This window comes from Fortiea contorta PCC 7126, assembly GCF_000332295.1.
Classification (GTDB): Bacteria; Cyanobacteriota; Cyanobacteriia; order Cyanobacteriales; family Nostocaceae; genus Fortiea; species Fortiea contorta.
In genome coordinates, this window is the sequence record NZ_KB235930.1 from 5176363 (window position 1) to 5200685 (window position 24323).

Below are 24323 nucleotides of genomic sequence, written 5' to 3' on the forward strand. Positions count from 1 at the left end.
TATACCAGTATGGACTGAGAATAGGCGTTGCTGGTTTAGCGTCGTCCCAAACCTGTGTACACACGTTGCATTGCTACATCACTGAATGCAAATGTGTTGATACCAAGTAATGTAGCGCCAAGTATTGACAAATAAAAAATAATGTATTACTAAGGGTGCATAAAGGTTGATGAGGCGTTAGTGCATCCCCGAGAAGAGACTTGCTAAAGCCCTTAACTAAACTCCCGATGGATAACCTAACCCATGCTACAAAACACCGATTACAAAAGTTCCACTTCGACAACTCAAGCCATCGCTTACAAAAAACGTCTTAATGCTTGGGCGATAGCCCGCTTAGTTCCCGATACGGAACGAGTAATTGTGGCTCGATTTCGCAGCCGTTCTGATGCAGACGGGTATTTGCGACACCTACGCCAGGAGATACCTAACTCTACCTTCGAGGTTGTTGTTGACTACCAAAACGACGAGTCCGTAGTTTAAAATTTTCTTAAAGTTGTCTGACCACAACTCCGTTTCAAAGGTCAAAAAACTTTTTTGAACAAAACCCCTGTCACCCAGGGGTTTTAGCGTCAAAGGAGGGTGTAAAAATGCAGGAGCAATAACTAATACTTCATCCTAGGAAGAGCAGCAAGCCCTACGGGTCTACATCCTTCACCCTTCACCCTTCACCCTTCATCCTTCATCCTAGCCTGCGGCAAGCCGCTCCGCGTCTACATCCTTCATCCTTCATCCTAGCCTGCGGCAAGCCGCTCCGCGTCTACATCCTTCATACTTCATACTTCATCCTTCATACTTCATCCTTCATACTGGTTTTACTTGACTCGTGATACATCCGCAAATTCACGCAAGGCTTGCAGCAGTCGATCAACTAAGCTGGGTATGGAATATACCGAAATAATAAATATTTAAAGGCATTATCTCATGGATAATTCCAGCACAGAAATTAATACAATCCGTCGTCAATTAATGACTCTAGAAAGACCAAAAAAACTGAAAATCCTGGTAGTAGATGATGAGCCAGATAATCTGGATCTGTTGTATCGTACCTTTCGCCGGGATTTTCATGTCTTGAAAGCTGATAGCGGCTCGCAGGCCTTACAAATTTTGGCCGAGGAAGGGGAAGTAGCCGTAATTATTTCTGACCAGCGAATGCCGGAAATGAAAGGAACTGAGTTCCTCAGTAAGACTCTACCTCAATTTCCGGATACAGTCAGGATTATCCTCACTGGATTTACTGATATAGAAGATTTGGTAGAAGCAATTAATGCTGGGCAAGTTTACAAATATATTACCAAGCCTTGGGATCCAGCAGAATTAAAGACTGTAGTGCAAAGAGCAGCCCAAACCTATGACTTATTAAAGCAACGCACAGAAGAATTACGCTATGCCAATGCTCAAATGGCGCTCTTGACGGTTTTAGTAGAGATAGCACAAAATACAACCTGCTGGGAATCAGTTTTGACACCAATGGCTACGGCTTTTAGTGTTAGTTTTGGCACAGATGTTAGTATTTTACAGCTTGTAGAAAAAGATAGTTTGGCGGCAACTCAAGGGTTTTATAGTCTCGATGAAAGTACGGAAAACTGGTTATCTCAAGACCCGTTGACCAGTGAGGCGATCGCCATCGGCAAAATTCAATCATCCTTAAATATACTGAATGACGCCAGGATATCTAGTATCCCTTGTTATCAAAAATCTGGGGTGCAAGCACATCTAGTGATTCCCATTGTTTATCACCATGAAGTTATGGGAGTATTATCACTACAGTGGAAACAACCATACACTTTGCGCGAAGATGAATTAAAGCTGATTCATTTATCAGCTCAACTAGTAGCGATCGCTCTCACTAGCAGTCGCCGCCAAGTAACTACAGTGTAGTCCTCTTTTGTCATTAGGCATTTCTTCTTGGCGAGTGACAAATTCTTAATGACAAACGACTAACAACTCATGACTCAAGAAATTCGCGCCATCTTTGATCGCATTGCTCCTGTTTATGACCAACTCAATGATTGGTTAAGTTTGGGACAACATCGCATCTGGAAGGAAATGACCATCAAATGGAGCGGTGCTCAATCAGGTGATATCTGTTTAGATTTGTGTTGTGGGAGTGGCGATATCGCCCTGAATCTAGCTAAACGGGTAGGAAAAACTGGACATGTATATGGCGTGGACTTTTCCCCAAACCTGCTAGCAACCGCAAAAGCACGCTCGCAAACACAATACCCCCAGCCTGCTATCACTTGGGTAGAAGCCGACGTACTAAATCTACCTTTTGCAGACAACCAATTCAACGCCGCCACAATGGGCTATGGGTTAAGAAATGTTACAGATATTCGTCGCAGTCTGCAAGAGTTACACCGCGTCCTCAAACCAGCTGCAAAAGCTGCAATTTTAGATTTTCATCGCCCCAGCAGTCCACAACTGCGAGCGTTTCAGCAGTGGTATCTAGATCATGTTGTCGTTCCTATGGCGACACAGTTGGGCGTTAAGGAAGAATATGCTTATATCAGCCCTAGCCTAGACCGCTTTCCAGTGGGAAAAGCGCAGGTAGAGCTAGCATATCAAGTTGGTTTTGCACACGCCACACACTATCCCATTGCTAACGGTATGATGGGAGTGCTGGTAATCAATAAAAGTTGAATTTGGCAATGGGAAATCAGGAACAGTTAACAGTTTGTTCACTGTTAACTCCACAGGTGCGAAATTTCGCATCTCTACCACTGATTACTAACCCTTTACCAATTACCAGTTACCAATTGTAAGTCCAAAATTCCGTGGATTGGTCTCATCTCTGGCTGTATGTATCTCCCCCGATATTAGGTGGAATTATTGGCTATTTCACAAATGATATAGCCATCAAAATGTTGTTTCGTCCCTACCAAGCAATTTATATTGCTGGACGAAGATTACCATTCACTCCTGGATTGATCCCCCGCAACCAGGAACGTTTGGCGCAGAGGATTTCCAATACAATTATGGGGTCGCTATTGACACCAGAGGAGTTGCAAAAACTAGCACGTCGCTTGTTACAAACAGAACGTGTACAATCAGCAATTCTTTGGTTATTGCAATTAGCAATTGAACAAGTTAACTCAGAGGAAAAAAATCCTAAAAGTGCCAAAATTGTAGCAGGAATTTTGCGCGATTTATTGGGAGAATCTTTGCCGCGTCTCCTCAAGGTTTTAGCACGACGTGAAGATTTTTTAGAACCGCAGATAAATCAAATTTTTGACCAAGTATTGCTAGAATTTCAACTGAGTGAAGAACAATCGACGCGACTTGCTGATTGGTTAGTGCAAGTAGTTGTCCCACCTGATGTATTGCGACAAACAATAGTTGATTTTTTGACCGATCGCACAATTCAAATTATTGATGAAAGCTTTCGAGAAAAAAGCAGTGGTACTTATTGGGTTGTGGCGAATCTGTTTGGTTTACGCAATACTCTCACTAGATTGCGGACTTATTGTTTAGATGAAAAAGAGGCTACAAATGGGCGTTTGCAAGAATTAATTCAAGATTTGCAAATGCGCGATCGCATTAAAAAGTTACTCCAAAATTTAACTCTACAAAACTTACCAATTGGCACAGTTCGCCAACTCAGAAAAACTACTAGAGAAAGTGTCCGTCATTATTTACAAAATAGTGGTAGCGATTTACTACAAGGATTAACTGAATCTGTTGATTGGGAAAATATAGCTCTATTATTGCTTAATCGTTTGAGCGCTTCGCCTGTGATTAGTACTTCTTTAGAAGTTGTCAGTCAAGAATTGGCTCTAATTTTGGAGCGATATTTAGAAAAAGATTTAGAAGCAATTGTCGCTCAAGTAATTCCTATTTTGTCGATAGATCAAGTAATTGTTGACCGTGTAAAATCTACTTCACCCGCTGATTTAGAAGCTGCTATCGAGGGAATAGTTAAAAGCGAATTACAAGCAATTGTGACTTTAGGTGGCGTTTTGGGTTTTATTGTTGGGTTATTCCAGACAGGATTTTTATTACTGAATAGGGGTTAGGGGTTAGCAAGATAAGGAGAGCCAAATTAATATTATTTATGACAATTAGATTTCGCTAATCGGGGTTATTTTGTAGCTGTCTTTCGAGAAAAATTTGGGCTAATTCCTAAAGAATACAAAAAGCAAAGAAAAAACCTTGGCTAGCATTCTCATGAACTTGCTACACCAAAAAACCGGAACAATCTTGTTGTTTGTTATTTGTCTCCTAGCTCTGATTGCTTGTTAATCTATGGGCAAATTATTCGGATCAATACCTTGAGATTGTAAATAAGCAATTAGTCTTTCTTTTTGCTGGCGTTCTTGTTCGGCGCGTTGGCGTTCTTGTTCAATTTGTTCTACAGCCCACAGTAACAAATTACCTGCTTCATCCCACCACCGCAACCAATAACCTGTTCTAGCTTCTTTTGTTCCTTGCCAAGTTCCTAAAAATAATCCCATAAAATTAATCCAATGACGACCATTTTCGTCTGGTTGCTGTAATTCATAGCGTCCATTTTCCAGTTGATAAAATTCCACCAACCCACCATCTGGTTCAAAAATTATGTAAATAGGAACCTGCAAAACTTGCTCGTAGAAAAACCATTTTCCTGGCGGATAAGTCCGCTTCACTGAATATTCTCCACCTTCGGTGTCCGAGAGAAATTCCATCACCACTGTAGGAATATCTCCTTCTAAATTTGGTGTGTAGCTTTTGCGGTTAGCTAAAACTTGATTGACGCGGGGAACATAAACCCAATCTGGTGCTTTAACAATAAATTGTCCATTGAGTGTTGCACAAAGACCAAAATTTGAGGCGATTAACATCTGCGGTTGGATGAAACCACTGATTTCTAGACTTTCACCCAAAGCACCAGCCAAGATTGGCTGACCTGTATTTTCCACTGGTTCATCCTCTAGGTAAAAATCATCGGGCAATGGTTCCCAAGAGATTACCAGTTGAGTTGAGGATTTAGTCTCACTAATCTGGGTTGCCATAATCACTGCCTTTTACTTTTATTTTATCGCTTTCGGTGTATGAGAGATTGACGTGCTCAATAAAACATTGCATTGACTGTACCTCGGCTCGGCTTAATTGTTCAAACTTGTACACCATGATTGTCGTCACCATCTCTATTATTATGCGGTTATACCAATTCACGAAAATCCTGATACATATAGATTTTCCGTAAGGGCGTTCGCTTTTAGCGTTAGAGCAGGGTACGGAGGTTCGCCTCTACCAACGTATTTGTATCATTATTAAAGTGAAATGGTATTAGATGGAGATGATGGTTGAAGACTATTTCTGGGTTACACGATTCTATGTGCAAAGTCTGTCCGGAAAGAGACTTGAACTAAACTAAAAAATAAAAAATTGTGGGCAAATTATGGTATGCAAACGCTTGATAATTGAGATGGCGATGGGAATCGATCAGCATGGACAAGAACCGACAGTAGCTGCAGCTAGGGCTGTGAGAAATGCGATCGCCCACAATGCTTTACCGGGAGTTTGGGAAGTAGCAGGATTGAGTCACCCCGATCAAATGATTGTTGAAGTTCAAGTAGCAGTACCCTACCCTGAAAAAGTACAAGCTGATGAAGTATTAGCTGTGTTGCCATTTGGACGCAAAACCCTGAGTGTAGAATCTGGAGGAATGATTGTTCAGGGGCGCGCAATTCCGGAATTGAACGATCAAAATGACGAAATGTTGATTGCGGTGGCAGCAGTTACGGTTTTGATTGAAACTGAATCTTAAGATTTGGCTCATTGATGGCATAAATCTTGATGTGGAGACGTTGCTTTTGCTTCGTCTCTAAAAATGTTTGCAAATACTGCAAAATCATTTTCATAATTGCATTGAACGAGACTGTATTTAAATGTATATAGTGTTTCTCGTTTGATGATGGTACATTTCGTTGAGGTTAGGGGCTAGAAGCTAACTTGGAACTGGTATAACACCATATACAGGCAAAATTTTTGCGCTTCTTGGTTTCCGTACTGTTACTAAATAGCAATATAAAAGCATATTTTTATCATCTTAATTATGGAACAAAATGCAACAACAGATAACAATTTATTCTTAGTTTGTGGACTGGGAAATCTAGGACAATATTGCGTATCTGTATTTAAAGAATTTGGGGTGAAAGTTAATGCAATTGAAGCGACAGATATTCAAACATGGGAAATTCCCGATTTACCAGATTTAGTAGATAAATTGGTGATTGGTGATTGTCGCCAGATGCGGATATTAGAACAAGCCGGCATCTGCCAGTGTCGAGCAATTTTAATTGTCACCAGTGATGAGAGAATTAATATTGCAGCTGCATTTGCGGCGCGATCGCTTAATCCTGATGTGCGGTTAGTAATTCGGTCAGCCCAGGATAATTTAAATGACATATTGAGTGCAAATCTCGGAAATTTCGTGGCTTTTGAAGCTACCCAGTTACCCGCTAAAAGCTTTGCACTGGCGGCTTTGAGTAGCGAAACCAAAGGACTTTTCACCCTAGAAGACCGATTATTGAGAGTTTTGCAAGTCACCATCGATGCTTCTTCTCGTTGGCGCACTTGCTCTCAAGTTGCCCAGATTAATAGCATACAGCGCCGAGTCATTACTCACACCAAAGCTGGAAAACCTCTCCCAAAGGGATTTTATCATTGGGAGCCGGAAGCACCAGTCGTTGTAGGCGACTGTTTAGCGTATATTGAAACCAGCGAAAAGTTAACCGCGCCAGCAACACAATCTGTCAGCAGTCGGCGACAATTAAAACGGGCGATCGCCACTACAATTAAATGGCGAAACCTCCGCCAAAAATTGACTGAATTTTGGCAAGACAGCTCCCAAACCCGCCGCGTCGCTATAGTTTATGGGTTGTTGATGATCAGTCTTTATCTCTGCGGTACTCTGTTCTATAAACTACAATATCCGCAGATTTCTTGGCAAGACGCCCTGAATGTATCTCTGGTTCTCAGCCTTGGGGGTTACGATAACCTGTTTGGACAGTTAAAAATGCCCTTCGAGGTTCCCTGGTGGTTGCATTTATTCAGTATCAGCCTCACCATCGCTGGGACAATTTTCGTGGGGATTCTTTATGCGATTATGACTGAACGCATCCTCGCTGCGAGATTCCAATTCTCTCGGCGCCGTCTCCCTGTACCGAAAACTGACCACGTGGTATTAATTGGTTTGGGGAGAGTGGGACAGCGAGTGGCGCAGTTGCTGCAGGAATTTAAGCAACCGCTGGTAGGTGTTCACGTCACAGATTTAGAATGGGGTGTTTTATCGGGAATTCCTCTGATTACTGGCAATATTAAAAATGCCTTAAGTAGAGTTAATATTACTACAGCCAAAAGTGTGATAATTGTTACTGATGACGAAGTAGCTAACTTAGAAATAGCTTTGAGAGCGCACGCCGTCAACCCCACAGCTAATTTAGTCATTCGTACCTTTGATCCTCGTTTCAGCGAAAACGTAGCGCGGTTGCTTCCTTATGCGCGGGTTTTAGGAGCTTATGCACTATCAGCAGAAGCATTTGTTGCGGCTGCATTTGGTGAAAATATTTTGAATGTGTTTCGCTTAAACAACCAAACCACCTTGGTGACAGAATATCAAATTGAAGCCGACGACACCTTAAATGGCAAATTACTCAGTGAAATTGCTTATGGTTATGGCGTAGTGCCAATTTTTCACAGCAGACCAAAACAGCAAAACCCTAAGTTTATACCTTCTGATGATATTGAATTGATTGTAGGCGATCGCCTGATAGTTCTCGCCACCATAGAAGGACTCCAGCGAGTGGAACGGGGAAGCATTCACACCCCCCATTGGTTAGTACAGGTAGAAAAAGCCTTTTCCGCCGAAGCGGCCTTCGCTGGCGCAGCGGTAATTGCGCGGATTTCTGGCTGCGACATGCAAATTGCTAGAACCCTGATGAACCAGCTCCCCGGAACACTACAACATCGACTCTACAAACACCAAGCCCATCGTTTAGTCAGCGAATTGAGTAAATCTCAAGTTGTAGCGCATATAGTCCGGGTTATTTAACGTTCATGGAACAGGTCTAGTAGTTCATTAATTTTCATTAGTTCGTAGTCAGCACTAAAGCCTCAACTACGAACTTCTGACTACAGTTATGTGATGGTGCTATTGAGGTTTGGTTGATGCGGCTTTTGCTTCCACTTTGACACTCTTGACACCTTTGAGTGGCTTAACTATCGGTTCAATTTTCTTAATGTCGGCTGCAGTGGGAACTGTGCCTTTAATTGTCACAGCACCCTCTTTTTCTTCTACTTGTAATTTGCTACCAGGAATCTTTTCTTCTAGCTTGCTGAGAATTAAGCTTTTGGTATTACCAGTGGCATTGGCAGCTACTTGTTTAGTAGTATCAACAGTAGCTTTGGCTGTTGTTTTTCCTGCTGTAGCGGCATTTTGAGCAGCAGTGCCTTTATTAGCAGTGTTAGTGTTTTGGGCTGCGTCTTTTGCGGGTTTCACTGCTTCATTGGTAGCGCCATTCTTTTCTGAGCCAGTTTTTGTCGCTTCTTGGCAACCAAAGATACCAACTACTAAAACACCACTCACTAAAAAAGGGATTAGCTTTTTCATTTTAATCTCCGAATTGTGTACTTGATCTGAAGGGGAGACGAAATAAGCTACAATATAGATTCAATAAGCTTCATGGCTCTTAAACCTTGTTGATAATGCTTCCACTTATTACGATTAATTCTCATTAATTGTGTGACTAAATCAATACAGCTATCCTTGAAATGTACCCATGTTTGACCATATAAGCCGATATAAAAACTACTGTGTCTCCGTTGAGAACGACTCCTTTCTTTAATCCGAGCTATATATTTTTGGATTCCTTTGCGTTTAATAAGTTGACCATTAATTGTTGCAGAGGTGTAAGCGATCGCTATCAACAAAACTAGAGAAATAAAACGTTCACCTTGAACATTAGTGTTTTCTAAGTTATAGCCACCTGTTTTGAAATCTCTAAACATTTCTTCAATATCAAATCGCTTTTTGTAAGCAGCAATTGCTGACTCTAGGGTGTCAAAATTTGTTAAAATAAACCATGCTTCTTTGGGTGCTACTCCGTTAATTTTACGTTGCCACTTACCAGCCACATTAAAACTGATAAAACCCTGAGTCTTTGTTACCTTAACTCCCTTGATAAAAAAAGATACTCCAGGAGTTAATCCTAAACTGCTTAACTCCATAAACATATCTTGTTTAATTTCTACAAATTCATTCTTTTTCAATCGCAAACAAAAATATACATCCTTGCTCTGAAGGTACTTTGCTAGTTTTACCGAGCAAAATTCTCTATCCCCCAACACACAGATTTTATAATCTTTCAATATTGCTATAACTGGCGATAATATTTTCTGCTGTTCCGTGAGATTACTACTACCTAATTTGGGCAGCAAACTAAAATATATTGGTATGGCTCTTTTATCCCAAATCACGCTGACCATTAATAAGTTTATCCGACTCCAATTAGTCCTATCAATTGCTATATAAATAATTTTTTCATTCTGGAAGTAGTTTGCTATTAGTTCTTGAATAATTGGCAACCAAACTTTTTCAATTGTGAGATTTGGTAATGATAAAAATCTTTGTATTCTTTTTCTTCTGCTTTCAAATTTAATTCCCAAAGGTAGCGCATTCGCTAATTTTTCTAAAGTTACTTCTTTGATTGACTGCAACAGATGTATCAAAATTTTTAGCAACAGATATTCTGCTAAACTCAATTGACTTTTTAAGTGCTTTTGGTACAATATAGCTAACATTATCATTAAGTAGGTCTTATTGACAAAACTAGACCTACCTTTTTCTATCACAAAACGCTACCCATCTTATACACCAAGCTTTTTAGGCTGTTTCGTCTCCCCTCCAGGTTAAATATCTAGTATTGATATGCGAGACCTTCACTAAGTTCACATTCCTTGTGAACTTGGTGAAGTGTTAGTGCTTTCATCAGGCTCACTCAGAGGAAGATGGTTAATTCTGAGGAGACTGAGTGTGTTAACAGCGTTTACCGCAGGTTTATTACTAATTAGGGACTTGCAGAAAAATAAAATACCAGTCATTCTTCTAGAAGATTAGGAAGGGGGATCTGCCCGCGCCTGGTCTAAATTTTTAGAATTGGAATCCCTCTTTTCATGCTCACCGACACCATCAAATCTACCTTTAAAGATGCAGCGCAGAAACTGACTGGCAATCGCAAACGAGACTTCATGGCAAAAGTTACCGAAGATTACTTCGATAGTTCAGCCCGCAAAGCAGAAACGGTTTTGATTTTATTGTCGATTGTTTAACCGCTTGGTGGCATGAGAATCAACACGATTACCTTGAACTCGATGAATGGGTGATTGACCATCTACAGCAGGTGCGACAGTAAAGGCCAGGATGAAACAAATAGCCGCTGCCAAGAGTGTGGGAATCATCAGCACCCCAAACCAGCCGATTACAAGTTCTCAAAAAATTGAGCAAGAATTACCATCAAGTCAGTCAACCAAGTCTGGGAATCAATGGTTTACTGGAGCTATGGCGCTCGGTGTCATGATTGCAGGTTTGGGAACCTTTTGGTGGATGAAGCAAAGGGTGAAAGTCAAATAACTGCTACAAGCTTTCAAAATTAAGGAGCATCAGCCAAGGCTGTTGACTCTGTGCCTTTTGAGGAGTTAAAAAATCTTGCAAAAATAGCATGAACCAAAAAACCCCAAATTCCACCAAAGTCAACACCCTAGCATCAGCCAGCTAGTACGTTCAGAGAAAAGGGCATGGACATTGTTGGAACGGAACAATGGAAGGGGTAAACCTTCGCCCAAAAAATAGGTTGATGGGAGATGGAAAGGTAAAACTTAACTATTAGCAGCAGAATTGGAAACTTTACCTTTGCTCAACATCAACAGCAGCAAGAAGCGAAGGAAAGTTGTGAGCATTCGGTGAATGCATTGCCTGAATTCCCAAATTAGCGCGATTAATTAAATCTGCACTCGTAGGAATAACATGACCAACTCCATCCAAAACTGATTGATTAAAATTGAATCCATTCAAGTTAAACGCCATCGTACTTACACCTAGCGCTGTAAACCAAATTCCAATAGTTGGTAGCAGCACCAACCAAAGATGGATAGTACGTTTACTACCCACAGCCAAGCTACGAAAGGTTAAGCGTCCGAAGAAAGCAGCATGACTGGCAAATAAGTTGTAAGTTTCTGCCTCCTGACCAAATTTATATCCAGCATTAGCAGATTCTATTTCGCTTGTCTCTCGTACCAAACTCGATGTGACTAAAGAACCATGCAACGCACTCAGCAAAGAACCACCAAAAACACCAGCAACACCCAACATATGAAAAGGATGCATCAAGATATTATGGTCAGCTTGGAAAGTCAGCATAAAGTGGAAAGTGCCGGTAATTCCTAAAGGCATTCCTTCAGAAAAACTGCCTTGACCGATGGGATAGATAAGAAAAATGACAGTTGCAGCCGCAGCAGGAGCAGAAAAAGCAACAGGAACCCAAGGACGCATTCCTAGCCGATAACTTAATTCCCACATCCGCCCTAGATAGCACCAAACACCGATAATAAAATGAAACACGATTAACTGGTAAGGGCCGCCGTTGTAGAGCCATTCATCGATATTTCCAGCTGACCAAAGCGGATAGAAATGCAGTCCAACCGCAGCAGAGGTAGGTATCACAGCAGCTGTGATGATATTGTTACCACCCAAGATTGAGCCTGTAATTGGTTCCCGAATCCCATCCATATCTACAGCAGGTGCGACAGTAAAGGCCAGGATGAAACAAATAGCAGCTGCGAAGAGGGTAGGAATCATCAGCACCCCAAACCAGCCGATATAAATTCGATTATCCACGCTGGTAATCCAGTCACAAAAGTACTCCCAGCGCTTGGGTATCTCTAGTTCACGAGTCTGTTGAATGATTTCGTTCATAATGCAAAATCAAGATTGTTAATTTTTTCAAGAAAGGTAGAAGGCAGAAGAGATAAATCCTTTCTCTGATTGATGAAATCCTATAGGCGATGGTCGGGAGCCAGGGATTTCCATTGGTGTCAACTTAACGTGAAACCCTTTTTAAATATGTAGTGCGAGCATCTTGCTCGCGTAACAGATAGCAGCGAGCAAGATGTTCGCACTACAAAACAAATCTGCCAAATTGGGATGCACCCTCTCCATCAGAGAAGGTTTCGTACCCTTCTGCCTTTTTTAACCGAACACCATGTTCTTTTCATATTTATCTCATATTTATCTCATATTTATTTCATATTTATTTCATAACTTTACATAGCTTCATATTTATTTCAGTAGATGCCGGCAAAGAAACCTGCAAAATCAAGAGTTTCTGGATGTAATACCAAAGTGATGATGTTGTTAGTTATTCTCATTTTTATTTCATTTTTATCCGCCTTATGGTAAGCTTTTTTAAAAATGAGAAAATTATGAAAACAAATAAAAGCAACTGACAGAAAAGATTATGAAAGAATTATGAAAAATTATTCGGATGTGGTATAAAAATTATGAGAGAATTATGAAAAATTATTTAATTCTTTAAATACCGTCCAAATATTATGTCTGCGGAACCTAATTCAATTCGACGATCGCTACTAGGAGCCGGACTTTTGGGGGCTGGAACGCTGATAGGTAAGTTATTCCCCGGCGCTGCTTTTGCCCAATCGCCCTCTGAGAAGTCCACACCCTATCCAGCAAAAGGTATTGAAAATAATGCAAAAATGCCCCATTTTGGCATGGTGCATGGGGGCAATATGATAATTGGGGAGGTCGATACGGCTCAGAACGGATTCGACCCGCGCAAAATGTTAACGGATTGGGATACGGGTAAGGTTTCGCAGTTACCCAATGGTCAAACGCTGCGGGAATACGACATTGCTGTAGAAGAAAAAGAAATTGAAATTGCGCCCGGTGTGAAGTATCCAGCTTGGACGTATAACGGACGAGTTCCAGGGCCAACGCTGCGGGTAACGGAGGGCGATCGCATTCGGATTCGCTTCAAAAACCCTGGAAGTCATCTTCACACAATTCACTTTCACGGGATTCATTCGGCTCGTCAAGACGGCATTGCAGGCACACTCGAAGCGTCTCCAGGGCAGGAAGTGGTGTATGAATTTGATGCTAAACCGTTTGGCTCTCATTTATACCACTGCCATTCTGTTCCCTTCAAGCGACATCTGCACAAAGGACTGTATGGGGCATTTATCATTGACCCCGATCCGAAAAAGCATCCCGACCAGCAAGAGGCGGCTAAATCTCGCCAACTGGGTACGCCTGAAAACGCCAAGTGGCAGGAGTTCGTCATGGTGATGAATGCTTTTGACACCAACTTTGATGAGGAGAATGAAGTCTACGCGATCAACACGATTCCCTTCGAGTTTATGAAACGTCCGATTCAGATCGAGCGCGATCGCCCGATTCGGGTTTACCTGATCAACGTCATCGAATTCGACCCGATCAATTCTTTTCATCTCCACGCCAACTTTTTTGACTTCTACGATCACGGCACAACGCTCACGCCAACCCATCGCATGATCGATACAGTGATGATGGTGCAGGCACAGCGCGGCATTCTGGAGTTTTCTTTCAAAGACCATGAGCCGGGAAAATATATGTTCCATGCCCATCAGTCAGAATTTCTTGAATTAGGTTGGATGAGTGCATTTGAGGTGATGGCATGAATACAAAAAAACCTTGGCTTTGGGTCATTCTTCCCCTAGTGTTGATCTCTGCGTTGATTGGCATTTTTCTGACGACAAATCCGCTGGCATCGTTGCAAAGTGCTGCGCCACCTGTAGAAAAACTGACCGTAGAACAGACAGTGCTAGATGAGAAGGGAATCTCTCTGTTAGTTCGCGCTGATGGCTCTGAACCGATGCAGATTGCTCAAGTGCAAATCGATGCAGCGTATTGGCAGTTTACGCAAGATCCTCCCGGTGCGTTGCCTCGGCTCTCTAGTGCCTGGATTCGGTTGCCGTACCCGTGGGTTGAGGGAGAAACCCATCACATTAATTTGTTGACCAATACAGGCGCAGGATTTGAACACGAAATTGCGATCGCCGTGCAAACCCCCACGATTTCGGTCAATCGCTTGCTTGCCTTTGCCTTATTGGGTTTGTATGTTGGCATTATGCCAGTTGGTTTGGGAATGCTGTTCTATCCAGCCTTGAAAGCTCTGAGTGGTCAGGGCATGAGGTTTCTATTGGCACTGACGATCGGAATGTTGATTTACTTGTTTATCGATACGATCGTAGAAGCGACCGAAAAAGCAACCGAGGTGGCTGCTGCTTTTTCAGGCAGTACACTGGTTTGGGTGATTACTGCGGCTAGCTTCTTAGCAGTCTTTTTGATTGGCAGACGAGCAGGTAAAGCGCCAGAAGGAACTGAATTATCAACTTACCTGGCGTTAGGCATTGGAATTCACAACTTAGGAGAAGGATTAGCGATCGGGGCGGCTTTTGCAGTGGGAGAAGCTGCTTTAGGGTCGCTTCTAGTCATCGGATTTACGCTACACAACATCACAGAAGGAATCGGCATTGCTGCTCCTCTGGTTGATCTGCGCCCAAAACTCAGAACTCTGCTCGGCTTGACGGCTTTAGCGGGTTTGCCTGCTGTGATTGGCACTTGGATCGGCGCGTTCGCATTTACTCCGATTTGGGCGGTGTTATTTTTGAGCATTGGCGCAGGAGCCGTGTTGCAGGTGATTGTTGAAGTGGGGTCATACTTGACACGCACTGCACAAAAGCAGGGTAGCTCGTGGCTGTCTCAAGCGAGTTTTGTTGGATTTGCTCTAGGTTTAGCCGTGATGTATGGAACGGCGCTGTTGGTGAGTACTTAAATCAATGCCGCATAGCAGTGCCATTGCCTCTATCCTCTCAGGCTTAATCACGATTATCCTGACCTACCACAAGCCTTCCGCATACTGGAACAACGCGAGTCGAAAATTTTTTCGTCCCTTGATTGGCGATCGCGCCACTGCACTGCTGCACTATGCGATCGGTGCCGGATTAATTGCGATCGGCATCATCTTGCTGGATGCATCGTAGTCGGTTGTCCTGAAATCAACCCTTCATGTTCGATGCGAAAAAACTTTTGGAATCTTTAAATCACCTGTAAGGACAAGCAATGCTTAAACCTTTCTGGCAGGCTTCGAGGACGAGTTTTGCTTCTGTAGGTGCGGTCTTGATACTGTTTAGTCGTGCGGTTGCAACGGAATTGCCTGGAGTTAGACCGACTCAACAATCGGTAAATTTGGTGACAAAACAATCGGCTCAATCTCTAAAAGAGAGTGATTTGCGTTTCTCTGCCTACAGCTTAAACGCGGCGGATCTCCAGCTTGATTCAACTTCTTTTGTATTGGATCAAAGTCAGTTTCACTTTTATAGTACCGCGCCTGAAACTCAAATTTCAGAGCCGATGCCCGATCATCGTTCCATCGTCCAGAATCTCGAAACAGAACTATCCGAAGCGAAGCTAGACAAAAGCCGTTACAACTTGTTCAACCCAACCCCTAGAAACTTGCTGCGGGAATTTGCCACCGATCGCCCTGATACCACAGAAAGCCCCTTCACCGTCGATGCCGGTCACTTTCAATTTGAAGCTGAATTAGTCAACTTTTCTCGCAGAGCCTCAGATGAAGACGGCAACACCACAGAAGATTTGCTATTCACCGCCACCAATCTCAAGGTTGGCTTACTCAACAACGTGGATCTGCAACTGGTGGTTCAACCCTATTCGCGATCGCGCATCAAACTACGTGACAGCAACCGAGTCGAAGAAACGGCTGGTTTTGATGCACTCGTTGCTCGTGTGAAAGTCAACATTTACGGCAATGATGCGTTTGAAAAACCGGGCGCAACGGCTCTCGCGGTCATGCCGTTTATCAGCATTCCGACTGTCCAAGATGGGGTAGGAGGCAATTTTGTTGAGGGTGGACTAATTAGGCACTTGCTCTGAAAAAAGATACCAGCTGTCCCACCCAGATCCGCGACATACAACAAGCAATTAAGAACACGAGTGGTATAGGAATGAAAGCGGTCTCTCCTTAGCTGGGTTTGAAGCTTTAAACCGCTTAGGATGGATCTAGTCGAGAACAATCCCGTGCGTCTGTCTTGATATGTTTTACACGGAGAAAATCAAGCTATGAACTACATTTACTCTTCTGTTGCCATCCTGGGAATAACAACTAGCGTACTGAGTGGAATACCTGTTGCTGTCCATGCTGCACAGTCACCACAAACGCGTATTCAACAAATGAATTATCAGGAATATTATAACCAGGGTGTGCAAAAGCTTGAGCAAGGCAACTTCAACGGCGCGATAGAAGATTTTAGTTGGGTAGTACAGTTAAATCCCAAATACTACGAAGGTTTTTGTCTAAGAGGTTTGGCAAAGTCTCAATTAGGAGATTTTAAAGCAGCCGTTATTGACTTCGATCAAGCACTGCGATTAAATCCCAATCATACAGATGCTTACAATAGTCGGGGGACTGCTCATGCCGAACTAGGAAGCATTCAAGCTGCGATTACTGACTTTAACCAGGTAATAAAAATTGATCCGAAGTCTGTAGATGCTTACTACAATCGGGGCTTTTTGAATTATAAACAGGGAAATCACAAGCTGGCGATCGCTGATTTTAATCAAGCACTACAAATCAACCCCAACTTAGCTGATGCTTACGGCAACCGAGGACTTGCTGAATATGCTTTAGGCGATCGCAAAAGTGCTATTACCGATTTACAGCAAGCTGCAAGTCTGTTTCAACGGCAAGGAGATAGCCAGATGTATCAGCAAACACAAGCTCTCCTTAAACAGATTCAGCAGTAAGCAATTTTAAGACTCGAAATTAAGTAAAAATCATTTTTAATAAGTTTATTTTAAGGGTGGGCAAGCAAAGCTTACCCTTAAATTTAGCCTAACTTAAATTACTGATTAAAACTAAACCGACCGTTGACCTTTTCTGTGCCAATATCCGCAGTAACTTTCACTTGATATTGACCTGCCGCACCTCCATCCAGTTTAGCAGTATAGTGTTTACCATCAGCATCATATGTTAGGGGAACTGTCTTTTGTTTTCCATCTGGTGACTGAACATCAGCAGTAACTTTGGCATTTGGAACAGCTTGGTGTTTTTCGCCTGTTTGCAGATAAAAATCTAAGTGAGTTGCATTCCCTTTTTTCTCAGGCACAAACTCTAAGTGATATTTTCCTGCTTCAACGACTTGAGCATTTTTACCATGCGAGTCACCATGAGCAGATGTTTCAGTTTTGGCGGCTGGTTCGGTTTTGCTAGTATTTTCTGTAGAAGGACTAGAAGGATTACTACTGGACTCAGAAGCTTGATTACCACAAGCTCCCAAAAAAAGTAATCCTACACTGGCGAAAACAACAAAGCCTAATTTGAATGATTGCATTGATTTACTCCTCATTGATTATTAGAAAAATTTCGCTCAATCCCATACGTAGTGCATGAATATCTCTACATTCCCAGGTGGATATCTGGGAAGAATTAATAAATTAAGTGTCATACAACTGAACCTTGAGTAACATCAATTTCTTGTACTTGTGTAGTCTTTTTGGGAACCAAAAATTTACCAAATAGCGAATATAAAGCTGGTAAAACTAATAGTGTTAAAGCAGTGGAAGTAACCAAGCCACCTAACACTACTACAGCCAAAGGTTGTAAAATTTCCTTACCTGCACCAGAACCAATTACTAGGGGAACCATACCTAGTGCTGACGAAAGTGCTGTCAGGAGAATCGCAACTAATCGTTCCATCGAACCATCAACAATTACTTGTTTGAGTGGTATTCCCTCTGCTAGTCGATTATTATAATTATCTACTAACAGCAATCCGTTGCGAGTAGCTACACCAAATAAAGTAATGAAACCAACCATTGAAGCGACGGATATGATCCCACCACCTATAGCAACAGAAATTACACCGCCAATTAACGCTAGTGGCAAGTTAATCATAATCATTGCTGTGGCAGGAATTGACTTGACGGCAAAGTAAATCAGCACAGAAATTACTGCGAGTGCGATCGCTCCTGCAATTATCAATGTCTGCGTTGCTTGTTCCTGTGCCTGAAACTGACCGCCAAACTGCACATAGTAGCCTCCAGGTAGTTGAATTTGTTTAACGCGATCGCGTACATCTTTAATTACAGAACCCAAATCTTTTCCCGAAACGTTGGCAGAAACCACAATCAGCCGGGAAACATTTTCACGATTAATGGTACTTGGCCCCGTGCCATAATCAACTTTAGCAACCTGGGATAAGGGAATTTTCTGCCCGTTGGGTGTATCTACCAACAAGTTACCAATCACGTCTAAATTGTTACGATAGCGCTCTTGCAACCACACGACGAGATTAAACGTTTGTTGCTTCTCCAGCACTTGGGAAACTGCTTTACCGTTCAGTCCAGTCTCTATGGTTTCTGCCAGTTCTCCCACAGTTAACCCATAACGAGCGGCTGCATCGCGGTCAAATTGAATTTGGATTTGTTTAACCGGGACTTGGGGTTCAAGTTGCAGATCCACAATGCCGGGAATACCACTCATGGCGGATTGTACCTGTTTACCAATGGTACGGAGTTGTTCAAGTTCGGGTCCGTAGATTTTAACAGCGATCGCACTTCTGACTCCTGATAAAATTTCATCCATGCGGTGTGAGATAAACCCGCCAATATTGGTTGCAACACCAGGAAGTTTTTCAAGCTCTTTACGGAGTACTTCAACAGTCTTCTCTCGATCCTTTCCTCCTTCTTCACTAATTTGCACATCCAACTCACCAAAGTTTACCCCTGCCACATCCGGGTCTCCTTGAGCAAACCCAGAGCGAAACGCAATGGTATCGAAACGCTGATCCTTTTTGAGGGCATCCATCACCGCTAAAGCTGCTTGGTCAGTTGCATTCAGGGATTCACCGGGTAAAAGAATTATTGCATTGACCAAAGAGCGGTCTTGGAACTCTGGCAGGAAGACTTTTCCTAATCCAGGTAGAATTATCATAGATGCAACAAAAGCCGCAAGTGCAACTCCTAAAACTACCTGGGGGCGACGAATTGAAAATTTCAAGGCTGGACGATAAAATTGATGTACTTTGCGCTCTAGCCAAGTTTCCGTACTAGGTAAACGGCGATTTGCCAGTAGTAAGGCACATAGTGCTGGAGTCAGTGTTAATGCAACTAAGGTAGAAGCAAGAATCGATAGCAAATACGCCATTCCCATTGGTGTAAAAATGCGACCTTCTACCCCAGACAAAACAAAAATCGGTGCAAAGACTACTGCAATAATTACTGTAGAAAATAGAACACTAACACGTACCTCTACTGAACCATCAAACACGACTTGTAAAGGATTTTTCGGGTTGTCTGCTATTTGGTTCTCCCTCAATCGGCGGTAAACGTTTTCCATATCAACGATGGCATCATCAACCACAGAACCAATAGCAACCACCAGTCCACCCAAGGTCATGGTGTTAATGCCCTGTCCAGTCCAGCTCAGAATAATCATCCCCAACAGTAACGACACAGGCAGCGCACTAAGGCTAATAATAACCGTGCGCCAGTTCATCAAGAAGATAATCAGAATAACTGAAACAATAATTACGCCATCCCGCAGGGCTTCCTCAACGTTTTTGACCGAAGCTTCAATGAATAAATTCTGGTCAAAGGTCTTAGTAAACTTGACATCCTTCGGTAGCCCTGGTTTAATCTCTTCCATTGCTGCTTCCACAGCTTTGACAACGGTGGGAGTGTCTGCCACAGGCTGCTTGGAGACAGTTAAAATTACCGCTCGTTTGCCTTGAAATAGTCCATCTCCACGTCGCAGTGCTGGACCAATTTTGACCTCTGCTACCTGTTCTAGTAATACGGGTGTACCTTTCGTCGCCTTAATTACTGAACGCTTGAGCTTGTCAATCGACTCGATCCGCCCAATTCCCCGAATTAGCGTTTCTTGATCGGGAGTAATTAAAAATCCCCCCGGCACGTTGACGTTGGCATTCTGCACTGCTTGGGTGACTTCTGGCAAGGATACATTGTAGGCTTTAAGCTTATCTGGGTCAACCAAAACTTGATACTGTCGCTCATCCCCACCGTAGAGAAATACGTTACTCACCCCTGGTACAGCCAGCAAGCGATTTCTTACATCCCAGTTGACAATGCGCCACACCTCCATCATGTCAGTGCTTTCAGCAGAAAAAGCGTATTTGACAGCCCATCCCAAGGGCGAGTTAACAGGCAGAATTTCTGGCTGCTCAACCCCTTGTGGCAGTTGCGCCCTTTGTAATCGCTCTGTCACCAGTTGACGCGCACGGTATATATCAGTGTCCCAGCTAAAGACGGCTTTAATTGCAGAAATTCCCACAGCGGAAGCGGAGCGAAGCGATTCTAGTCCAGGCGTTCCGTTAATCGCGCTCTCAATCGGGCGAGTCACCAAAGACTCGATTTCTTCTGGTGCTAAACCGGAAGCTTGAACTTGAATTTCTACTTGGGGAGGAGCAAAGGCAGGAAATACATCAAGAGGCATTTGCGTTATCACGCGCAATCCCCACAGACTAATGATTATAGAGGCAATAACGATTAACCACCTTTGGGCGATCGACCATTTGACAATGGTATTGAGCATTATTTTTCAGACCCTAGCTGGGATATCTGCTTGGTTATAGTGATGTTTACAATCAGGTACTGTATTTAATGTCTCAGATGAAAATGAAATTAAGATGAAATTTGTAAGATCAAGTCAAAAGTACCTTGAGGAAAGATGTCAGCCAAAAACCTATTTCATGCTGCTGTCAAAGGAGCATTACTGAAGGGAAAGCGGGTAATTACAGCCTAGCCGCTCATAAATGAGATTGACTTAGCAGCAGAAAAGATTTTAGAGGCTGAGAAAACAGGTTAAACAATCGCGATCACATTACAAATTATAAGTTTTTATTCTGTCTTCTTACAAGTGCAAGAGCGTGTTTCTCTAGCTGTCGCACTCGTTCTCGACTAATACCCATGCGTTGACCAACCTGCACTAGCGTGAGTTCGTGTTCGCCTGCTAAACCAAAGCGCAAGGTTAACACTTCCTGCTGCTCTTGAGGCAACTTTGACAATAAGTTTTGAATATTTTGCTGAAGAAATTCTTGAACAGTATGGTCTTCAGGAGACAGTCCATTGTCCTCCAGCATATCCAGCAATTGAGTATCCTGCTGCTCTCCAATTCTCATATCTAAGGAAATAGGTTGACGAGCAAACAGTAAATACTCTCGAATCTGACTAGGTTTCAAATTAAGTGCTTCAGCAATTTCAGTTGCGGTGGGAATATGACCCAGCTTTTGAGATAGTTCTCGTTGAACACGCTTTATTTTGTTTAGCTTTTCAGCAATGTGAATGGGTAAACGAATTGTACGGGATTGTTGAGCGGTAAGCGAAGCCATGCCGTTAGGCTTATCGCCCGCGTAATTCCCTGACGAATCCACCAGTAAGCGTAGGTCGAGAACTTGTATCCAAGGTTCGGGTCAAATTTCTCAACCCCTCGTTCTAATCCCAAAGTACCTTCCTGAATTAAATCCAGAAACTCTAAGTTGCGTTTCTGATATTTCTTTGCAATTGATACCACCAACCGGAGATTAGCAGTAATCATCTTTTGCTTGGCAAGTTGTCCCTGATTGAGCTGTTTGAGCAGTACTTCTTCACTCAACTGCATCTTAACAGCCCACTCTTGCAAAGTAGGTTGACGCTGTAATTTCTTAGATAGTTCTTCCTTGACAGCAAGCATTGTCATCATGTGCTGAACTTGCTTGGCGAAAAAAACCTCTTGCTCATGGGTCAATAGAGGTATACGTCCAATTTCATGTAAATAGGTACGCACCATATCAACTGTAGGTGAAAATTTGTTCTTCTTAACATTATTTATTTCAGATATCGAGTTAAGCATAATTTGGTTAACCTCTGTCAAAGAATTACTATGTAGTGCTGGAGAGCTGAAGGGGAGACGAAATAAGCTACAATATAGATTCAATAAGCTTCATGGCTCTTAAACCTTGTTGATAATGCTTCCACTTATTACGATTAATTCTCATTAATTGTGTGACTAAATCAATACAGCTATCCTTGAAATGTACCCATGTTTGACCATATAAGCCGATATAAAAACTACTGTGTCTCCGTTGAGAACGACTCCTTTCTTTAATCCGAGCTATATATTTTTGGATTCCTTTGCGTTTAATAAGTTGACCATTAATTGTTGCAGAGGTGTAAGCGATCGCTATCAACAAAACTAGAGAAATAAAACGTTCACCTTGAACATTAGTGTTTTCTAAGTTATAGCCACCTGTTTTGAAATCTCTAAACATTTCTTCAATATCAAATCGCTTTTTGTAAGCAGCAATTGCTGACTCTAGGGTGTCAAAATTTGTTAAAATAAACCATGCTTCTTTGGGTGCTACTCCGTTAATTTTACGTTGCCACTTACCAGCCACATTAAAACTGATAAAACCCTGAGTCTTTGTTACCTTAACTCCCTTGATAAAAAAAGATACTCCAGGAGTTAATCCTAAACTGCTTAACTCCATAAACATATCTTGTTTAATTTCTACAAATTCATTCTTTTTCAATCGCAAACAAAAATATACATCCTTGCTCTGAAGGTACTTTGCTAGTTTTACCGAGCAAAATTCTCTATCCCCCAACACACAGATTTTATAATCTTTCAATATTGCTATAACTGGCGATAATATTTTCTGCTGTTCCGTGAGATTACTACTACCTAATTTGGGCAGCAAACTAAAATATATTGGTATGGCTCTTTTATCCCAAATCACGCTGACCATTAATAAGTTTATCCGACTCCAATTAGTCCTATCAATTGCTATATAAATAATTTTTTCATTCTGGAAGTAGTTTGCTATTAGTTCTTGAATAATTGGCAACCAAACTTTTTCAATTGTGAGATTTGGTAATGATAAAAATCTTTGTATTCTTTTTCTTCTGCTTTCAAATTTAATTCCCAAAGGTAGCGCATTCGCTAATTTTTCTAAAGTTACTTCTTTGATTGACTGCAACAGATGTATCAAAATTTTTAGCAACAGATATTCTGCTAAACTCAATTGACTTTTTAAGTGCTTTTGGTACAATATAGCTAACATTATCATTAAGTAGGTCTTATTGACAAAACTAGACCTACCTTTTTCTATCACAAAACGCTACCCATCTTATACACCAAGCTTTTTAGGCTGTTTCGTCTCCCCTCCAGTGAGAAAAGAATAACTTAAATAGTTTTATCGAGGAAATTCTTTCAGTTTTTTATTTTCTTGTATTAATATTTAAAATTTAGAAAATCAAAAATAACATTAGTGCATAGATAAATGAAATCAAGATGAAATTGTTGTACTTAATTAGTCATAAATAACAACTACATCCTTAGAGGATGTTTTAAAAGTGGGGGGGTATTGTAAGAAAGCTCACAAGGCTTATGCTGAGATTTGTAGAAAACAGCACCTTATGAGCGAATGACTAAAGCATACCGTAGCAATTTGACTTGGGAACAGTGGGAATTAATTGCAGACCTGTTGCCAGAAGCAAAGCCGGGTGGTCGTCCCCGAAAATTAACCTTATTTGCAGTAGTGAATGCGATTCTCTATGTACTGTGTGAAGGGTGTACATGGCGAGGTCTACCAGGAGATTTTCCTGCATGGTCAACAGTTTATGGTTATTTTTGGAGATGGAGCCTAGATGGTACGTGGTTAAAGATTCACGATCAACTTTACCAGTGGGTGCGGGTAGACGCAGGACGTGAACCTAGTCCCTCAGAAGCGGCAGTTGATAGCCAATCAGTAGAAACAGCAACGATGATATCTATTGATGTTGGTTACGACGCAGGTAAAAAAATTCATGGGCGTAAACGCCATTTAAGTGTAGATTTACTGGGTCTAGTTTTACGCGTTTTGGTGACATCTGCAAGTCTTCCAGAACGCGAAGGAGCGAAAAAAGTTCTCCAACGAGTTCACGATACTGGTCATCAGGTAAAACGGTTGAATACTATTTGGATGGATGGGGGATATCGAGGCGAAGAATTTATGCGCTGGGTGATGGATATGTTTCGGTGGATTGTCGAAATGGTTCTTAGACCTTTGGAGAAAAAGGGTTTTGTCCATTTACCAAAACGTTGGGTTGTTGAGCGCACTTTTGGCTGGCTTAATTGGTGTCGGCGCTTGAGCAAAGATTATGAAAGGCTACCCCAAACTTCGGAGACTTTTATCTATATTGCCATGATTCGTATTATGGTTCGACGACTGGCATGATT

At 42.0% G+C, this 24323-nt stretch carries 22 protein-coding genes and 1 pseudogene; 14 read left to right on the forward strand and 9 right to left on the reverse strand.

The features are described 5' to 3' along the window. Nucleotides 1-243 precede the first annotated feature (243 nt). The 4 genes from MIC7126_RS29705 (at nt 244) to MIC7126_RS0124240 (ending at nt 4013) form a co-directional block, all read left to right on the forward strand. Nucleotides 244-480, forward strand: coding sequence for a hypothetical protein (locus MIC7126_RS29705; RefSeq protein WP_081603064.1), 237 nt, complete (start codon nt 244-246; stop codon nt 478-480). Between the two features lie 441 nt (nt 481-921). Continuing rightward, nucleotides 922-1878, forward strand: coding sequence for a response regulator (locus tag MIC7126_RS0124230; RefSeq protein ID WP_017655716.1), 957 nt, complete (start codon nt 922-924; stop codon nt 1876-1878). 69 nt (nt 1879-1947) lie between these two features. Continuing rightward, nucleotides 1948-2640, forward strand: coding sequence for a bifunctional demethylmenaquinone methyltransferase/2-methoxy-6-polyprenyl-1,4-benzoquinol methylase UbiE (ubiE, locus tag MIC7126_RS0124235; protein WP_017655717.1), 693 nt, complete (start codon nt 1948-1950; stop codon nt 2638-2640). A gap of 134 nt (nt 2641-2774) precedes the next feature. Then, entirely contained in the window at nt 2775-4013 is a 1239-nt protein-coding gene (locus MIC7126_RS0124240) for a DUF445 domain-containing protein (RefSeq protein WP_017655718.1), read from the forward strand. A gap of 222 nt (nt 4014-4235) precedes the next feature. Here the strand turns inward: MIC7126_RS0124240 and MIC7126_RS0124245 are convergent, their stop codons facing one another. Beyond that, nucleotides 4236-4988, reverse strand: a complete 753-nt coding sequence (locus MIC7126_RS0124245) for a Uma2 family endonuclease (protein ID WP_017655719.1) — start codon at nt 4986-4988, stop codon at nt 4236-4238. Next, nucleotides 4972-5121 (reverse strand): hypothetical protein, encoded by a 150-nt coding sequence (locus MIC7126_RS32500; RefSeq protein ID WP_154655972.1) that lies wholly within the window; start codon nt 5119-5121, stop codon nt 4972-4974. The genes MIC7126_RS0124245 and MIC7126_RS32500 overlap by 17 nt, the downstream gene beginning before the upstream one ends. Before the next feature lie 256 nt (nt 5122-5377). On the opposite strand from MIC7126_RS32500, the gene MIC7126_RS0124250 reads away from it, so the two are divergent. Together MIC7126_RS0124250 and MIC7126_RS0124255 are read left to right on the forward strand one after the other, a co-directional pair. Then, complete coding sequence (locus tag MIC7126_RS0124250; RefSeq protein WP_026100498.1) at nt 5378-5746, forward strand: Lin0512 family protein; 369 nt, start codon at nt 5378-5380, stop codon at nt 5744-5746. 288 nt (nt 5747-6034) lie between these two features. Beyond that, the gene (locus tag MIC7126_RS0124255; RefSeq protein WP_017655721.1) at nt 6035-8032 is read left to right on the forward strand and encodes an NAD-binding protein; all 1998 of its coding nucleotides are present in this window, start codon (nt 6035-6037) and stop codon (nt 8030-8032) included. Between the two features lie 99 nt (nt 8033-8131). Here MIC7126_RS0124255 and MIC7126_RS0124260 read toward each other — a convergent pair whose 3' ends face one another. Beyond that, nucleotides 8132-8590 (reverse strand): BON domain-containing protein, encoded by a 459-nt coding sequence (locus tag MIC7126_RS0124260; protein ID WP_017655722.1) that lies wholly within the window; start codon nt 8588-8590, stop codon nt 8132-8134. A 47-nt stretch (nt 8591-8637) separates the two neighbouring features. Further along, nucleotides 8638-9780 carry an IS4 family transposase gene (locus MIC7126_RS0124265; protein ID WP_017652111.1) on the reverse strand — a complete coding sequence of 381 codons (1143 nt, stop codon included), beginning with the start codon at nt 9778-9780 and terminating at the stop codon, nt 8638-8640. A 372-nt stretch (nt 9781-10152) separates the two neighbouring features. Between MIC7126_RS0124265 and MIC7126_RS31445 the strand changes: the two genes are divergently transcribed. Further along, nucleotides 10153-10308, forward strand: a complete 156-nt coding sequence (locus tag MIC7126_RS31445) for a hypothetical protein (RefSeq protein ID WP_017655723.1) — start codon at nt 10153-10155, stop codon at nt 10306-10308. 91 nt (nt 10309-10399) lie between these two features. Then, nucleotides 10400-10609: a hypothetical protein gene (locus MIC7126_RS30820; RefSeq protein WP_017655724.1), complete on the forward strand. Its 210-nt coding sequence runs from the start codon at nt 10400-10402 to the stop codon at nt 10607-10609. 273 nt (nt 10610-10882) lie between these two features. On the opposite strand, the gene MIC7126_RS0124285 is transcribed toward MIC7126_RS30820, so the two are convergent. Beyond that, entirely contained in the window at nt 10883-11950 is a 1068-nt protein-coding gene (locus MIC7126_RS0124285) for a photosynthetic reaction center family protein (RefSeq protein WP_017655726.1), read from the reverse strand. A 686-nt stretch (nt 11951-12636) separates the two neighbouring features. On the opposite strand from MIC7126_RS0124285, the gene MIC7126_RS0124290 reads away from it, so the two are divergent. The 5 genes from MIC7126_RS0124290 to MIC7126_RS0124310 all read left to right on the forward strand — a co-directional run bounded on the left by MIC7126_RS0124290 (nt 12637) and on the right by MIC7126_RS0124310 (nt 16852). Next, nucleotides 12637-13707: a multicopper oxidase domain-containing protein gene (locus MIC7126_RS0124290; RefSeq protein WP_238553682.1), complete on the forward strand. Its 1071-nt coding sequence runs from the start codon at nt 12637-12639 to the stop codon at nt 13705-13707. Beyond that, nucleotides 13704-14864 carry a ZIP family metal transporter gene (locus MIC7126_RS0124295; protein WP_017655728.1) on the forward strand — a complete coding sequence of 387 codons (1161 nt, stop codon included), beginning with the start codon at nt 13704-13706 and terminating at the stop codon, nt 14862-14864. Before MIC7126_RS0124290 ends, MIC7126_RS0124295 begins: the two co-directional genes overlap by 4 nt. Nucleotides 14865-14868: 4 nt before the next feature. After that, nucleotides 14869-15072 (forward strand): hypothetical protein, encoded by a 204-nt coding sequence (locus MIC7126_RS0124300; RefSeq protein ID WP_017655729.1) that lies wholly within the window; start codon nt 14869-14871, stop codon nt 15070-15072. 169 nt (nt 15073-15241) lie between these two features. Then, nucleotides 15242-15982 (forward strand): transporter, encoded by a 741-nt coding sequence (locus MIC7126_RS28290; protein WP_161606855.1) that lies wholly within the window; start codon nt 15242-15244, stop codon nt 15980-15982. 186 nt (nt 15983-16168) lie between these two features. Then, on the forward strand, nt 16169-16852 hold the full coding sequence (locus tag MIC7126_RS0124310) for a tetratricopeptide repeat protein (protein ID WP_017655731.1): 684 nt from the start codon (nt 16169-16171) through the stop codon (nt 16850-16852). Nucleotides 16853-16950: 98 nt separating this feature from the next. On the opposite strand, the gene MIC7126_RS0124315 is transcribed toward MIC7126_RS0124310, so the two are convergent. From MIC7126_RS0124315 to MIC7126_RS0124330, 4 genes and pseudogenes are all read right to left on the reverse strand, one after another. Continuing rightward, nucleotides 16951-17439 (reverse strand): hypothetical protein, encoded by a 489-nt coding sequence (locus tag MIC7126_RS0124315; RefSeq protein ID WP_017655732.1) that lies wholly within the window; start codon nt 17437-17439, stop codon nt 16951-16953. A 110-nt stretch (nt 17440-17549) separates the two neighbouring features. Then, the gene (locus MIC7126_RS0124320; protein WP_017655733.1) at nt 17550-20660 is read right to left on the reverse strand and encodes an efflux RND transporter permease subunit; all 3111 of its coding nucleotides are present in this window, start codon (nt 20658-20660) and stop codon (nt 17550-17552) included. Nucleotides 20661-20955: 295 nt separating this feature from the next. Continuing rightward, nucleotides 20956-21956, reverse strand: a pseudogene (locus MIC7126_RS28295) (RpoD/SigA family RNA polymerase sigma factor). Nucleotides 21957-22023: 67 nt separating this feature from the next. Then, on the reverse strand, nt 22024-23166 hold the full coding sequence (locus MIC7126_RS0124330; RefSeq protein WP_017652111.1) for an IS4 family transposase: 1143 nt from the start codon (nt 23164-23166) through the stop codon (nt 22024-22026). 363 nt (nt 23167-23529) lie between these two features. Here MIC7126_RS0124330 and MIC7126_RS0124335 point away from each other — a divergent pair, with 363 nt between their 5' ends. After that, on the forward strand, nt 23530-24321 hold the full coding sequence (locus tag MIC7126_RS0124335) for an IS5 family transposase (RefSeq protein WP_017655735.1): 792 nt from the start codon (nt 23530-23532) through the stop codon (nt 24319-24321). Nucleotides 24322-24323 lie beyond the last annotated feature (2 nt).